Source organism: Methylococcus sp. ANG, from assembly GCF_040730495.1.
Lineage (GTDB): Bacteria > Pseudomonadota > Gammaproteobacteria > Methylococcales > Methylococcaceae > Methylococcus.
In genome coordinates this window covers 3,972,939-3,987,364 of sequence record NZ_CP160399.1, presented here as the reverse complement: position 1 = coordinate 3,987,364, position 14,426 = coordinate 3,972,939, and the positions used below count along the sequence as shown (strand labels likewise).

The 14,426-nt window shown below is 62.3% G+C and carries 12 protein-coding genes; 7 read left to right on the top strand and 5 right to left on the bottom strand.

Features of this window, described 5'->3' with window-relative positions:
* Positions 1 to 176 precede the first annotated feature (176 nt).
* The 3 genes from ABZN20_RS19420 to ABZN20_RS19410 all read left to right on the top strand — a co-directional run bounded on the left by ABZN20_RS19420 (position 177) and on the right by ABZN20_RS19410 (position 4,342).
* The gene (locus ABZN20_RS19420; RefSeq protein WP_423246418.1) at positions 177 to 1,427 is read left to right on the top strand and encodes a thioester reductase domain-containing protein; all 1,251 of its coding nucleotides are present in this window, start codon (positions 177 to 179) and stop codon (positions 1,425 to 1,427) included.
* Positions 1,428 to 1,557: 130 nt separating this feature from the next.
* Positions 1,558 to 2,598 (top strand): sulfotransferase family protein, encoded by a 1,041-nt coding sequence (locus ABZN20_RS19415; protein WP_367026327.1) that lies wholly within the window; start codon positions 1,558 to 1,560, stop codon positions 2,596 to 2,598.
* 127 nt (positions 2,599 to 2,725) lie between these two features.
* The gene (locus ABZN20_RS19410) at positions 2,726 to 4,342 is read left to right on the top strand and encodes a B12-binding domain-containing radical SAM protein (protein ID WP_367026326.1); all 1,617 of its coding nucleotides are present in this window, start codon (positions 2,726 to 2,728) and stop codon (positions 4,340 to 4,342) included.
* A 22-nt stretch (positions 4,343 to 4,364) separates the two neighbouring features.
* On the opposite strand, the gene ABZN20_RS19405 is transcribed toward ABZN20_RS19410, so the two are convergent.
* Both ABZN20_RS19405 and ABZN20_RS19400 read right to left on the bottom strand, forming a co-directional pair.
* Complete coding sequence (locus tag ABZN20_RS19405) at positions 4,365 to 6,194, bottom strand: ABC transporter ATP-binding protein (RefSeq protein ID WP_367026325.1); 1,830 nt, start codon at positions 6,192 to 6,194, stop codon at positions 4,365 to 4,367.
* Positions 6,195 to 6,444: 250 nt separating this feature from the next.
* Positions 6,445 to 7,326, bottom strand: coding sequence for a LysR substrate-binding domain-containing protein (locus ABZN20_RS19400; RefSeq protein ID WP_367026324.1), 882 nt, complete (start codon positions 7,324 to 7,326; stop codon positions 6,445 to 6,447).
* Between the two features lie 154 nt (positions 7,327 to 7,480).
* On the opposite strand from ABZN20_RS19400, the gene ABZN20_RS19395 reads away from it, so the two are divergent.
* The 4 genes from ABZN20_RS19395 (at position 7,481) to ABZN20_RS19380 (ending at position 10,527) form a co-directional block, all read left to right on the top strand.
* Positions 7,481 to 7,783, top strand: coding sequence for a carboxymuconolactone decarboxylase family protein (locus tag ABZN20_RS19395; protein ID WP_367026323.1), 303 nt, complete (start codon positions 7,481 to 7,483; stop codon positions 7,781 to 7,783).
* Between the two features lie 200 nt (positions 7,784 to 7,983).
* The gene (locus ABZN20_RS19390) at positions 7,984 to 8,325 is read left to right on the top strand and encodes a carboxymuconolactone decarboxylase family protein (protein WP_367026322.1); all 342 of its coding nucleotides are present in this window, start codon (positions 7,984 to 7,986) and stop codon (positions 8,323 to 8,325) included.
* A 299-nt stretch (positions 8,326 to 8,624) separates the two neighbouring features.
* On the top strand, positions 8,625 to 9,908 hold the full coding sequence (locus tag ABZN20_RS19385; protein WP_367026321.1) for a pyridoxamine 5'-phosphate oxidase family protein: 1,284 nt from the start codon (positions 8,625 to 8,627) through the stop codon (positions 9,906 to 9,908).
* Between the two features lie 13 nt (positions 9,909 to 9,921).
* Positions 9,922 to 10,527, top strand: coding sequence for a glutathione S-transferase family protein (locus ABZN20_RS19380; protein ID WP_367026320.1), 606 nt, complete (start codon positions 9,922 to 9,924; stop codon positions 10,525 to 10,527).
* A 329-nt stretch (positions 10,528 to 10,856) separates the two neighbouring features.
* Here ABZN20_RS19380 and polX read toward each other — a convergent pair whose 3' ends face one another.
* Genes polX through ABZN20_RS19365 form a run of 3 tightly spaced genes read right to left on the bottom strand, consistent with a single transcriptional unit; the run spans position 10,857 to position 14,332 of the window.
* On the bottom strand, positions 10,857 to 12,581 hold the full coding sequence (gene polX / locus ABZN20_RS19375; RefSeq protein WP_367026319.1) for a DNA polymerase/3'-5' exonuclease PolX: 1,725 nt from the start codon (positions 12,579 to 12,581) through the stop codon (positions 10,857 to 10,859).
* Complete coding sequence (gene rtcA, locus ABZN20_RS19370; protein ID WP_367026318.1) at positions 12,568 to 13,653, bottom strand: RNA 3'-terminal phosphate cyclase; 1,086 nt, start codon at positions 13,651 to 13,653, stop codon at positions 12,568 to 12,570. The genes polX and rtcA overlap by 14 nt, the downstream gene beginning before the upstream one ends.
* 1 nt (position 13,654) lies before the next feature.
* Positions 13,655 to 14,332: a protein-L-isoaspartate(D-aspartate) O-methyltransferase gene (locus ABZN20_RS19365; protein WP_367026317.1), complete on the bottom strand. Its 678-nt coding sequence runs from the start codon at positions 14,330 to 14,332 to the stop codon at positions 13,655 to 13,657.
* Positions 14,333 to 14,426 lie beyond the last annotated feature (94 nt).

Genomic DNA, 14,426 nt, shown 5'->3' with positions numbered 1-14,426 from the left:
TACCACAACAAATCCATTTATTTCAACGGAAGCAACTCTAATAACTATGAATTGAAATCTGATGATGCCGACAGCCACTGAATATGTAATGCACCAGCAGCGATCCCAACCCCAAAACCGCCATAGTCAACCTGACTTGCAACAACACCGTTTTCCGTGACATACGTACACGCAGAATGACGGTTCACTGTCGACGCATAGTGGAGTGCCATCAATTGAGGACAGCCAATTCAATATTGGTCACAGGAGCAACTGGAATCCTTGGAGCCAGAATCGTCAAGGAGTTGCTGGACAAGACCACCTGCAAGATATATTGCCTGGTCCGCGCCGCCTCCGAACATGAAGGCATGGCAAGGATACGCGCCGCAATCGGCATATATGGAGAAGAATGCCTGGATGAGCGCATGCGGGGCCGCGTCACCGCGATTCCAGGCGACACACAGCTCCCTGGATTAGGCATAGCTCCCTCCACGTCCCGCATGCTGTCAGTGGACCGTGTCATACACTCCGCGGCCTCCGTCAATCTGATTGCGCTATACCACGCCCTTCGAAAGCCGAACGTAGTGGCGACCGAGAATGTGGCGAAATTCAGTGCGCAGCTTCAGGCCCCGATCATCCATGTTTCCACCCATGGAATATTTGGAACGAAGGCGTTTGAGCGCGATGCCATATTCAAGGAAACCGATCTTGACATAGGTCAGGAATTCCGGTTCTTCTATTATGCGAAGTCCAAATTCGACGCCGAACGAATCGTTCGAGGCCATGCCGACGCGGGACTGCCAACGATCATCGTTCGCCCCGGAGACATTTTTGGGGACAGCCAAACCGGTGCTTATCCATTACGGACACGGCGGGATGCGGATGTTTTCTATGACATATTCAAAACAGCAATCGACCTGGGCGTTGCACCTTTTAACGATGACTACTTCGATCTAACGCCCGTCGACTATGTCGCACAGGCCATCGTTGCGTTGATGCTGGACCCTGAATGTTATGGAAAGACATTCCATCTCACCAACCCTGACCGCAAGAAATATTATCAAGTCATTAACTATCTCGTCGAATACGGCTATAGAATCCGATTCGTACCGTTTTCAGAATATCTGGGGCTAGTAAAGAAAGGAGCCTTCACGAACAATGGCAAGAAATACACTTCGAAGTTTATATCCCTCACCGAATATTTCTCCAGCCTTTTCGACGGGAAGTCGCTCTGCGGAACCTTCGATACCACTTATACGCGGTCGGTCCTTAGCCGGAAAGGAATTCAATGCCCACAAGCGAACTTTGAACTAATCAAGACTTATCTGGATTACGCCGTCGCGGACGGATTCATTCCACCGCCATCGAGCCAGGTCCTCCTGAGCTATGAGGCGCGGACGACTCCAAACATACGAATCCCTGCCCTGTCCAGGTTGAGAAGGATATGATCCGGACATCTCCCGTCCAAGCTCTGTGCTTATGAGATCCAAGTCGAAACCTCCTGATAGCTCGAAAAATACGCTCGCATGGTATACGCCTCCCATATGGTTGGGTATGACCCTGTCGGGTTGGCTTCGAATGCTGGCCTATAATCGCTTCTCAGTGGACCCCCGCCATATTCCATGGGCGGTATTGATTACGCTGACCGCATTCCTGGGCGTTCCGTTCAACATCCTGCACGACCTGCGCTGGGGAGGGCGAATACGCCGCACCGAAATCGAACAGCCGCCTTTGTTCGTCATCGGACATTGGCGGTCGGGGACGACATGGCTGCATGAGCTGCTCACACTCGATGAGTCCCATACCTATCCCAATACCTATCAATGTTTTCTGCCCAGCCGCTTTCTACTTACCGAGCATTTCGATACCCACAGCCTCGGATTTATTTTCGACGCCATGCTGCCGAAAAAACGGCCTTTCGACAATGTCGAAGTCGGATGGACACGGCCCCAGGAGGACGAGTTTGCATTGTGCAACCTGGGAATCCCCTCGCCTTATCAAAAAATCGCTTTCCCGAGATGGGACCCCTACCCCGAATATTTCGACCTGAGCGGGATCGAGCCCGAACGACTCCGGAAATGGGAGGACGCTTTCGTCCGATTCCTCAAGCAGCTCACGCTTCGAGATCCCAGGCGCATCGTACTGAAATCGCCCACCCATACCTTTCGGATCAAAACGTTGCTCAATCTGTTTCCCGATGCGAAGTTCGTGCATATCGTTCGTGACCCTTATGTCACCTTTTATTCCACGTTGCGCATGTGGAAATCCTTGTACGAGGCCACCGGACTGCAGCGAGCGGGGGATACGGACGATCTTGAGCCTTACGTATTCCGGAATTTCATTCACATGCACGAACGGCTCGACGAAGCCCGCCCCCTGCTCGGCGCTTCCCGCTTCCATGAGCTGCGTTATGAGGATCTGGTGCGCGATCCCGTGGGGCAGATGGGGGCGCTCTATGGGCAATTGCAGTTGGGCGATATGGAACGCGTCATCCCAAATTTGGAACGATATCTGTCGGGATCGGCGGACTACAAGACGAACAGTTATGAGATTGCGCCCGCCTCGCGCGAGAAAATCAGGCAGCAATGGGGCCATATCATTGACAGGTATGGTTATTGACTTTGCACACTATGGCGGTTCTGGCCGGACATAGCCCACACCCTAAAGCGCGGCTTGACAATAACTCGGGGGCGGCGCACTGTTCAGCCTCACCCTATCGCCAATCCGTGTATCCTGGGAGAGTGCCGTGAGTAATGATTCGGCCCCCTATAATATCCTGATGATCTATCCGCGATTCAATGCGGAATCATTCTGGAATTACCCGGAAGCCTGCGAGCTCGTGGGTGCGCGCTATCCGGCCGCCCCCCTCGGCCTGATCACCGTCGCGGCCCTCCTGCCGGCCGATTGGGCGATCCGTCTGGTCGACCGAAATACCGAGGAGCTGAGGGACGAGGACATCGCCTGGGCGGACCTCGTCATGACAGGAGGCATGATCACCCAGCAGCCCGACACCCTCGATCTGATTCGGCGTGCTCACGGCATGGGCAAACCCGTGGTCGTCGGCGGCCCCGATCCGACCTCGAGCCCGCACGTCTACGACTCGGCGGATTTCAAGGTGCTCGGAGAAGCCGAAGGGGTCATGGGCGAGTTCGTCGAGGCCTGGACCGGTGGACGGCGGTCGGGAGTATTCACCGCTCCCAAGTTCCAGATCGATGTGACGACGACGCCGGTCCCGCGCTTCGATTTACTCAGGCGCGAGAACTATCTGTACGTGGGCCTGCAGTTTTCCCGGGGCTGTCCTTTCACCTGCGAATTCTGCGACATCATCGAGCTGTACGGCCGGGTCCCGCGGGCCAAGACGACCGCCCAGGTGCTGGCGGAGCTCGAAGCACTCTACGCGCTCGGGTACCGCGGTCACGTCGATTTCGTGGACGACAACCTCATCGGCAACAAGAAGCGGGTGAAAGCCTTCCTCGCGGAACTCAGGGCCTGGCAGGAATCCCATGGCTTTCCCTTTGAGTTTTCGACGGAAGCCTCGATCAATCTCGCCGAAGATGCCGAGCTTCTCGCCCTGTTGAAGCAGGCGAATTTCTTCCTCATTTTCATCGGCATCGAGAGCCCGGACCCGGACACCCTCATTGCGACCAAGAAAAGGCAGAACACCCGGCGGGACATGGTCGACAGCGTCCACAAGATCTATTCCTACGGCATGGCGGTTACGGCCGGCTTCATCGTCGGATTCGACAGCGAAAAGAGTTCGGTCGCCGATGCCATGGCGGATTTCATCGAAGCCGCCGCGATTCCCGTATGCATGGTCGGCCTCTTGTACGCCCTGCCGAACACCCAGCTCACCCGCCGGCTGGAACGCGAGGGGCGCCTGCATCCGGGCCATGACATCATGTCGACCGGCGATCAGTGCAGCGGCGGTTTGAACTTCGACACCCTGCGGCCTTTGCGCGACGTCCTCGGCGATTACCGGCGCATCCTGCTCCGGATCTACGATCCCGCAGCCTATGCCGACAGGATAAACCGGCTGGTCGCCATGCTGGACAGATCCGGCCGCCCGCCGGATTTGCCCGAAGGCGACAACCGGCGAAAAGCGGCCAGTGTAGAAACCGTACGGAAGACGTTCGGGGATGTGCCGGAACTGCGCGACGTGTTCTGGCCGACCTTCCTGAACTGCGCGAAAGTGAATCCGGCGGCGTTACGGTACGTCGTCATGCTCATGGCGATGTACCTCCATCTCGGCCCCTATTCGCGCTATGTCATCGGGACGATCGATCGGCGGCTCGAGGAGCTCGATCGGGAGGCCCAGGCCGAGAGACGGCTTCGTTACAAATCGAGCCTGCTGACCCGGGTTTGAATCCACGCCGGCGGGTCCGCGGTCAAACGTCCTCGCCCAGAAAACCCCCGCTCTGATGCCCCCAAAGGCGGGCGTACAGACCGCCCTCGGCCAGCAGATGCCGGTGGCCGCCCTCCTCCGCGATCCTTCCCTGATCCAGGACGACGATCCGGTCCATGGCGGCGAGCGTGGACAGGCGGTGCGCGATCGCCACGACGGTCTTGCCCTCCATCAGGCGGTACAGGCTGGACTGGATAGCGACCTCCACTTCCGAATCGAGGGCACTGGTGGCTTCGTCCAGAATCAGGATCGGCGCGTCCTTGAGCATCACCCGTGCGATGGCGATACGCTGGCGCTGGCCGCCGGAGAGTTTGACGCCGCGTTCGCCGACGTGGGCGTCATAGCCCCTGCGCCCTTGGGGATCGGCAAGGCCGAGGATGAAGCCGTGGGCTTCGGCCTTTTCCGCGGCGGCGACCATGGCGGCATCGTCGGCGCCCGGTCTGCCGTAGGCGAGGTTGTCCCGCACCGACCGGTGCAGCAGCGAAGTGTCCTGGGTCACCATACCGATCTGCGCCCGCAGGCTGTCCTGCGTGACCCGCGCGATGTCCTGCCCGTCGATCAGGATGCGGCCACCCTCGGCGTCGTAGAACCGCAGCAACAGGTTGACCAGGGTGGACTTCCCCGCACCGGAGCGGCCGACCAGGCCGATCTTTTCGCCGGGGCGGATGTGCAGCGAGAAGTTCCGGAACACCGGCGCGCCGCCGCCGTAGGCGAAATCGACGGATTCGAAGCGGATCTCGCCCCGGCTCACCCGGAGCGGCTTCGCGTCGGCCCAGTCCGTCACGGCGTGTCCCTTCGACAAGGTGTTCATGCCGTCCTGCACGGTCCCGACGTGCTCGAACAGGGCAGCCATCTCCCACATCACCCAATGGGAAATGCCGTTGAGGCGCAAGGCCATCGCCGTGGCCGCAGCGACCGCGCCGATTCCCACCATGCCCTGGGTCCAAAGCCACAGCGCCGCACCGGCCGTGCTGGCGATCAGCAGCATGCTGAGGGAATGGTTGACGATCTCGAAACCGCTGATCAGGCGGCTCTGCCGATACACCGTCGCCAGGAATTCCTTCATCGCTCCGCGGGCATACTCGGCCTCGCGCCGCGCGTGGGAAAACAGTTTGACCGTGGCGATATTGGTATAGGCGTCGGTGATGCGCCCGGTCATCAGCGAGCGCGCATCCGCCTGCCTGGCGGCCACCCGCCCCAGCCGAGGCACGAAGAACCTGAGCATCGCGAGATACAGCAGCACCCAGCCCAGGAACGGGACGAGCAGCAGACGGTCGAACCCGGCGGCCACCCGGCTCATGGTCGTGAAGTAGATGACGACGAAGACCAGCATGTCGGTGACGATGAGCACGGTGTCGCGCACGGCAAGCGCGGTCTGCATCACCTTGGCGGCCACCCGTCCGGCGAACTCGTCCTGATAGAAGCTCATGCTCTGGCCCAACATCAGCCGATGAAAATTCCAGCGCAGCCGCATCGGGAAGTTCCCGGCCAGCGTCTGGTGCTTGATCATCGTCTGCAAAGCGATGACCAGGGGACTGGCCAGCAGCACCCCCGCCAGCAGAGCCAAGCGGTCCCGTTCGTCGGTCCAGAACCGGTCCGGCGGGATTTGGCTGAGCCAGTCGACGATGTTCCCCAGCATGCTGAACAGCATCGCTTCGAACACGCCGATGCCGGCCGTCAGCAGCATCATGCCCGCGATGAAACCGCGCAGCCCGGCCGTACAGGCCCAGATGAAAGCCAACAGACCTTGCGGCGGGTGCGGAGGGACGGTCTCGGGAAAGGGATGGAGCAGTTTTTCGAAGAAGCGCAGCAAAGGATTTCTCTTGAGATAAAGATTTTCGGGAACGGCTCAAGCGGCTTGGAATGAGCTTTGGCAGAATTTGCGCCATCCATGGCCGGTTCAGTGCCGGAGGTTGCCGCTCTACGGAAGTTTCACGCCAAGCGCCACCCGCGGGCCGGGAGGAAAAACCGGCCCGAAAGACCGGCCGACACCGGAACCGTCGCACAAGCGTACCCTGGATGGCTTGCGGTATTTCGACTCGGCACCGGCGGACCTGAACCGATCAATTCAGCGGCAACTCCGTCCGCAGACGCTCCCCCATCATATCGACGAACGAACGGACTTTCGCCGACGAATGGCGACCTTCGCGATGCAGGATGTGGACCGGCACCGGCGGACTCTCGAACTCGCCGAGCACGATCTTCAGTTTGCCGGTCCGCAGCGGTTCGGCGATCTGGTAGGACAGCAAGCGGGTAATGCCCAGGCCCGCCATGGCGGCGCTGGCGGCCGCGTCGTTGTCGCTGACGCTCAATACCGGTTGCAGCTTGACCGTCTGCGGCGAACCGTCGCGCAGGAAGCGCATTTCGTTGTTCGGATTCAGGCCGCGCGCCAGGATGATGCGATGCTTGAGCAAATCGTCCGGCGTTTGCGGAATGCCGTGCGTGTCCAGATATTCCGGCGATGCGCACAGTACCTTTCTGACCGAGCCGACCCGCAGCGCCCGGTACGACGAATCGGGCAATTCGGCGATGCGGATCGCCACGTCCACGCCTTCCTCCAGTATGTTGACCACCCGGTCGACGAACAAGGCGTTCACTTCCACCGCCGGATGGCGGCGCAAATACTCGACGATGCCCGGCATCACGTACATGCGGCCGAACAACACCGAGGCGGTGACGGTGAGCTGGCCGCGCGGTTCGGCGTGGATGCCCAGCACGGCATCGTCGGCTTCATCGGCCAGGGCGATGATGCGTTTGGCGTCCTCGTAGTATTTCTGGCCGGCCTCGGTCATCCGCACGTAGCGGGTGGTGCGGTTCAGCAATTTGACGCCCAGGCGTTCTTCCAACGCCGCAACCGCGCGCGTCACGGCCGGCGGCGACATGTGCAGCTTGCGCGCGCCACCGGCAAAGCCTTCCGCCTCGACCACCGCGACATAGACGCTCATCAAATGCAGACGATCCACTGATAATTCCAGTTATCGGAAGAGTTAATTGATATTTTTAGTTATTCTTTAGTTTAGTGCAATATGAAACACTGCAACCGCCTGCTGAATTTCACACAGGCGTTTGACAAACCCTTTCATGAGCAGGAGAACGATCATGAGCCGTATCACCACCGTCAGTAACGAAAGTGCCAACACCGAACAACGCAGCCTGTTGGAAGCCATCCAGAGCCAATTGGGCATGGTGCCGAATTTCCTTCGGGTGTTCGCCCACTCGCCGGATGCCTTGAAGGCCTTTCTCGGCCTGCATCACATCGCGGGCCACGGTTCGCTGGACGCCGCCACACGGGAGCGCATCGCGCTGGCACTGGCCCAGAAAAACGAATGCGAATACTGCCTGGAAGGAGCACAAGGAAGTCGAGCGAAGCGAGCGAGTGCGACGACCCCCGCGAAGCCGTAGGCCCGGATGTTTTGTCGGAGTCCGCGGCTTCATCGCGGGCGGAGACAAAACATAAGGGAACCGACACGGCGTCGAGTCATTGTGGGAGCCTTGGCGGAGTGCGTCGCTTAAGAGACGGACGAAGCCGAGGCGGACGCAGGACGGCGCGGGCCGCCGAAGGCAAAGACGTCGCCAATTTTTTGCTCCCGAGGGTGACTGGGATGTCCCGTCGGGTTTCGCAAAAAATGGCGACGCTCCAGTCCGCCCACACCGCCATCGGCCGCAAGGCCGGTTTGAACGGGGCGGAAATCGAAGCCAACCGGGCCGGCTCCAGCCGGGACGCCAAGGCGGCGGTGGCGGTCGGATTCGCCCGCGCCCTGGCCGAGCACAAGGGCGAGGTCACCAACGCCGAGTTGCAGGCCATGCGCGATGCCGGTTACAGCGAGGCCGACATCGTCGAGGTGATCACTCATGTCGGCATGAACGTGCTGACCAACATCCTGGGCAAGGCCAGCCGGGTCGAGATCGACTTTCCGCGGGTGGCGCTGAAACAGGCGGCCTGACAGTGAACCGGGCCAAGTCCAAGGACAGACTTGCGCCCGGATTCCCGCGCCGATCGACGCGGCTGGCGGATGCACGACAGCAACCGCCAACCTGATTGGTAACATTTGTCAGCCGCCATGCTACGGCACCCACTTTTCCCGTCATTCCTGCAGGGAATGCCGGAATCCAGGTCACACGGATGTGTCCGAGTTACCATCCCTGGCACCTGGATGCCGGCCATCCATGCCGGCATGACGACGGTTGATATAGGTTTCCAATCAGGACCACCGATGTTTCAAACCCGATCAGGAGCAAGGTCATGGCCCGCGCTTTTGCCAAAATCAGTTTCACGCCCGACGTGCAGGCGGTACAAACCGAGATGGGCAGCCGCACGGCCTATCGGGCGGCCGAGCTCGGGGAGACCGAGGAAGCTTTGCTGGGCGACGCCGAGCAAACCTTCATTGCGGAACGCGACAGCTTTTATCAAGCCACGGTGAGTCAGACCGGGTGGCCCTATGTGCAGCATCGCGGGGGACCTGTGGGATTCCTGAAAGTGCTGGATGAACGGACGATCGGCTACGCCGATTTCAGCGGCAATCGCCAATACATTTCGGTGGGTAATCTGCGCGGCGACGGCCGGGTGAGTCTGCTGCTGATGGACTATCCAAAGCGGCGGCGCCTGAAAATCTGGGGCCGGGCGCGGGCGGTGGACGAACGCAGCGACCCGGAACTGCTGGTGAAGCTGGAGCTGCCCGACTTTCGCGCCCCGGTCGAGCGCGGCATCGTGATCCGGGTCGAAGCCTTCGACTGGAATTGCCCGAAATACATCACGCCACGCTACAGCCAACGCGAAGTCGAAGCGCTGCTCGAACAAGCCCGCCGCCAACCCGTAACGGCGGATAAACCGATCCCTCGCGCATTGGGCACCGGCGCCTTGCCGTTGACCATCAGCGGGATTCGGCAACTGACGCCGCGCATTCGCGCTTACGAACTGCGCCATGCCCATGGCGAACCGCTGCCCGACTACCGGGCCGGGGCGCATCTGCGCGTGCCGATCGAACTGCCCGACGGCAGCGTCACCTCGCGCGCCTATTCCCTGACCGACGCGCCGGACGATGCGGAGTGCTATCGCATCGCGGTGCTGCGGCTGGACGACGGCGAAGGCGGCTCGTCGGCATTGCACGCGGGCTGGCGACTGGGCACCCGCCTCAACGTCGATGCGCCGGACAATTATTTCCCCCTACACGACGACGACCGCCTGGCCTTGTTGATCGCAGGCGGCATCGGCATTACACCCATCAAAGCCATGGCCGAAGCCTTGGCCGCAAGAGGTGCGGATTTTCAACTGCATTACACCGGCCGAGCGCCGCAGGAAATGGCCTTTGTCAAAGAATTACAACGGCGGTTTGCCGATCGATGCCGGTTCTATTTCAGCCAAGTACAAAGCCCGACTCGGCTGGACGTATCGGCGCTGCTCGCTAGCGTCTCCGCCGATGCCGTCATTTACGTCTGCGGCCCGACCCGATTGATCGACGCCGTGCGCCAAACCGCCCACCGGCTCGGCATCGCCGACGAACGGGTGCAATCCGAAAGTTTCGTTTGACCAGGAGACCAGCATGATCACGCTTTATGACATGCCCCTATCCGGCAACTGCCACAAGATCCGCCTGTTGCTGAGTTTTTTGGCATTGCCCCATCAAACCCGGCCGGTCGATTTGGTCGGGGGCGAACAGCGCAGCCCGGACCATTTGCAACGCAACCCGTTCGGGCAAGTGCCGGTGCTGGATGACGACGGCCTGGTCATCCGCGACAGCCAGGCCATTCTGGTGTATCTGGCCAAACGCTACGGCGGCCCGCAATGGTGGCCCGACGATGCCTACCAACTGGCGCAGATCGCCGCCTGGCTTTCGACCGCCGCCAATGAAATCTTCCACGGGCCGGCCATGCTGCGCATACACCACAAATTCGGCCGCGCCGTCGATACGGCAAGAGCCCAGCAAACCGCCGAAAAGGTACTGGGCATTGTCGACCGCCACCTGGAAAGCCGCGATTGGTTGGCCGGCGATAAAGTGTCCGTCGCCGACATTGCCGTCTATCCCTACCTGGCGCTGGCGCCGGAAGGCGGCATCGACATCGGTGCTTATCGAAATATCGTCCTCTGGTTTCAGCGCATTCGTGCCTTGCCCGGTTATGTTCCGATGGCGGGCATGTGGCAGGCTTGACTCAATCACCATTCCATAATGGAGAAACGCCATGACCCAAGAGATCGAGGCTCCCGTCCCACCCTTTACCGCGGAGACCGCGTCGCCTTGGTTTAGGAGGAAGATGCCGGGCAGCGCAATCGCGCCGAATTTCCCGTGGGCCGCGAAGCGGACGTTTCTGCAACCCTGACACGCGCCGGTCCTGGCTGGCGGGTCGGGCGGGATGCCGCCGAAGCCGCCGGAAAGACCAAGGATTTCGACAACGCCGACGTCCGCAAGCTGGCGCACCGGACCACCGCCGGCTCGAGCGGCTCCTCCGGGCCAGAGCGGCGACGCGCAGGAATCGCGGTCTACATCGTCCTCTTCAGCAGCGGCTTCAGCGCATCGAGCGAACGGGTATTCAGCACGTCACCCTTCTCCAGCCAGCCGCGCCGCGCCTGGCCGACGCCGAAGCGGAGGTGGTCGAAATCCAGCACGCTATGGGCATCGGAGTTGATGCTGACCAGCACCCCTTCGGCCTTGGCCGCCTGGCAATAGGTGTCGAGCAGATCGAGCCGTTCGGGATGAGCATTCAGCTCCAGGTAACAGCCCCGTTCCTTCGCCTTGCGGATGATGCGCGGCATGTCCACGTCGTAAGGCTCGCGCCGCTCGATGAGCCTGCCGCTGGGATGGGCCAGCAGGGTGAAATGCGGGTGATCCATGGCCTTCAGGATGCGCTCGGTCTGCCTGGCGCGCGACAGCTCGAAGCGGCTGTGGACCGCCCCGACCACCAGATCCAGCCGCCCCAGCAGTTCGTCGGGCAAGTCCAGCCGGCCGTCTTCCAGTATGTCGACTTCGATTCCCTTCAGCAGGGTGATGCCCCGCAGCTCGCCGTTGAGCCGGTCGATCTCGTCGATCTGCTGCGCCAGTCGCAGCGGGTCGAGACCGTGGGCGACGGTCAGCCGGCGCGAATGCTCGGTGATGGCCAGGTATTCGAAGCCCCGCTGCCGGGCGGCTTCGGCCATTTCCCGCAAAGTGTTGTGGCCGTCCGTGGCCCGGGTGTGGACGTGGAGATCGCCTCTCAGGTCGCCCAGTTCCACCAGTTTCGGCAAGCGCCCTGCCCTGGCCGCCTCGATCTCGCCCCGGTCCTCCCGCAGCTCCGGCGGGATGAATGGCAGCCCGACCGCCCGGAACACCGATTCCTCGGTCTCGCCGGCTATGCGTTCCTTACCCTCGAACACCCCATATTCGTTGATCTTCAGCCCCCGCTCCTGCCCCAGCCGGCGGACGGCGATGTTGTGCGCCTTGCTGCCGGTGAAGTAGTGCAGCGCCGCGCCGTAACTGTCCGGTTCGACCACCCGGAGGTCGACCTGCAGCTTGCAGCCGAGCACGACGCTGCCGCGGGTCGGGCCGTGCGAGAGCACCTCCGCCACCTCGTCGGAGGCGGTGAAGCGTTCCATCACCGGACTGTCCGGCCCGGCGGTGACCAGGATGTCGATATCGCCCACGGTTTCCCGCGCCCGGCGGTAGCTGCCCGCCACCACCGCTTGGTGCACGCCGGGCACGGCGCGCAGCCAGGCGGCCAGCGGCTCGGCGTACTGGGCGGCGGTGGCCAGCTTGAACCGTCCCGCCCCGCCGGCCTGAGCGGCCAGGGATTCGGCGATGCGGCTTTCCGTCTTCTCGCCGAAGCCGGCCAGGGACCGGATGCGGTGATCGCGGACCGCGCGCTGCAACTGCTCGACGGTATGGATGTCGAGTTCGTGGTAAAGGGCCTTCACGCGTTTCGGCCCCAATCCGGGGATCTTGAGCAGTTCGGTGATGGCCGGCGGCAGCTTCTTGTGGAGTTTGTCCAGCGCCGCACAGCGGCCGGTCTCGGCGATCTCCCGTATCTTGCCGGCGAGATCGTCGCCGATGCCGGGCAGCTCGGTCAGATCCTCGCCCTTGTGCAGCATGGCCCGCACATCCCTGCCCAGCTCCTGCAGGATGCGCGCGGCATTGCGGTAGGCCCGCACCCGGAACACGTTGGCGCCCTCGATCTCCAGCAGGTCGGCGATTTCCTCGAAGATGGCGGCGATATCGGCATTATGGACGGGCATGGCACACTCCCACGGGATTTCCACGGATTCTGACGAGGCCGGTCCCGTTCTCCGCCGACCGGACATCCACCCGCGCCAGCCCGAAGCGCTCCACGACCCAGGCATTGGTGGTCAGATGCGGACTGATACGCTCGACGCTGAACAAAGACTCTTCCGGGCACAAGGCGGCGGGCAGGACGATCTGGTCGGCCAGATGCTGCTCCAGGGCCGCGCCGGAACGATAGTGGGCCAGCAGCGCCACACAGGCCTCCTCGGCAACCCGTTCGGCAGGCTTGCCTCTCTGTCCCAGCGCACTGAAGCCGGCCAGGCAATGATCGTAGCGGGCGGTCAGGAACAAGCCCGCACCGGCACAGGCCGCTTGCAGTACGGCCGGCTCGATGGCGGCGGCAATGCCCGCTTCCGCCAGGACCGCCTGGGCCCGGGCGGCCATCCGTTCCGGAATGTGGGCCGGCAGGTTCGCCGCCAGGGCACGCCCCGTGACCGCCTGCAAGGCGCCGCGATTCTGGACATGCAAAGCTCGCAAAGTTCGCCGGCCTCCTTTCACCGTCAGCGTTACCTCCCCCTTGCCGACGGGGTACCAGCCGGACCGGATCAGCGACAGCTCGGCCCGCAGGCCCATGCGGGCCAGAGTCGGCAGCCAGACGTCGAGGACGTAGTCGAAGGCTGGGCTCATCGGCACGTGGGTGCCGCCGCTCAGCGAGACCGTCGAAGTGCCCTCGGCCAGGGCCAGCGGCGGCAGAACCGTCTGCAGCACCAGCATCACTGCGCCCGCGCTGCCGCCCTCGCGGGCTTCCCCCACGTCCAGCGTGTAATCGCCCGCCCGGACGGGTCTGCACGGGATGAACTCCAGTGTCTGCGAGCCGAGCTCGGCGCCTTCGCTCCGGGCGTCGCAGAGCATGGCCGCCGCCCTCACCGCGGTGAGATGCTGCGCCGCCAGCCCTGGCTTCCGGCGGCGGGCACGGATGTTCTCCAGGCGCACCGCTCTGCCGGTCAACGCGGCCAGGCTCAAGGCGCTGCGAAGAATCTGCCCGCCGCCTTCGCCGTGAGAACCGTCGATGCGGAGCGATGCCATGTCATTCCCGTTCCGGCCCCGGCCGGTATTCACCTTCGCCGGTCAGCGGCACGAAAGCCACGGGCAGCACGCTGCAGGTCTCGATTTCGCCCTGGGCGTTCTTGTCCACCGTCATCAGCTCCTGGTGGTGGTAAGGCAGGCCGACCGGGATCACCATGCGCCCCCCCAGCTTGAGCTGCTCGATCAAGGGATCGGGGAAATACGGCGCGGCCGCGGTGACGATGATGCCGTCGTAGGGCGCGTGCTCGGGCCAGCCGAAGTAGCCGTCACCGACCCGGAGCTCCACGTTGTGGTAGCCGAGGCTCGATAGCCTTGCGGCCGCCTGCTCGCCCAGTTCCGGAATGATCTCGACAGTGTAGACCCGCTTCACCAGGCGCGACAGGATCGCCGCCTGATAGCCGGAGCCCGCGCCGATTTCGAGGATGACCGAATCTTCCTTCGGATTCAGCAGATCCGTCATCAGCGCGACGATGAATGGCTGGGAGATGGTCTGGCCGCAGCCGATGGGAACCGGACCGTTGTCGAAAGCGAACTGCGCCCGGTCGGCAGGCACGAAGCGATTCCGCGGAACCTTGCGCATCGCCTTCATCACGCCGGGCGACAGCCTGCTGCGGCCGGTGAGATGGCGCGTCAGCGCGACCTCGGCCTCGAGGTCCCGCATCATTTGGGACAGATTCATCGCCCATACCTCGCTTCAGGCGGAATAGGTAGACAATCTTACGCCTCTCCCGACGGTCTGGAACGCCGCTGCCGCCGCGATAGGCGAAACCCGC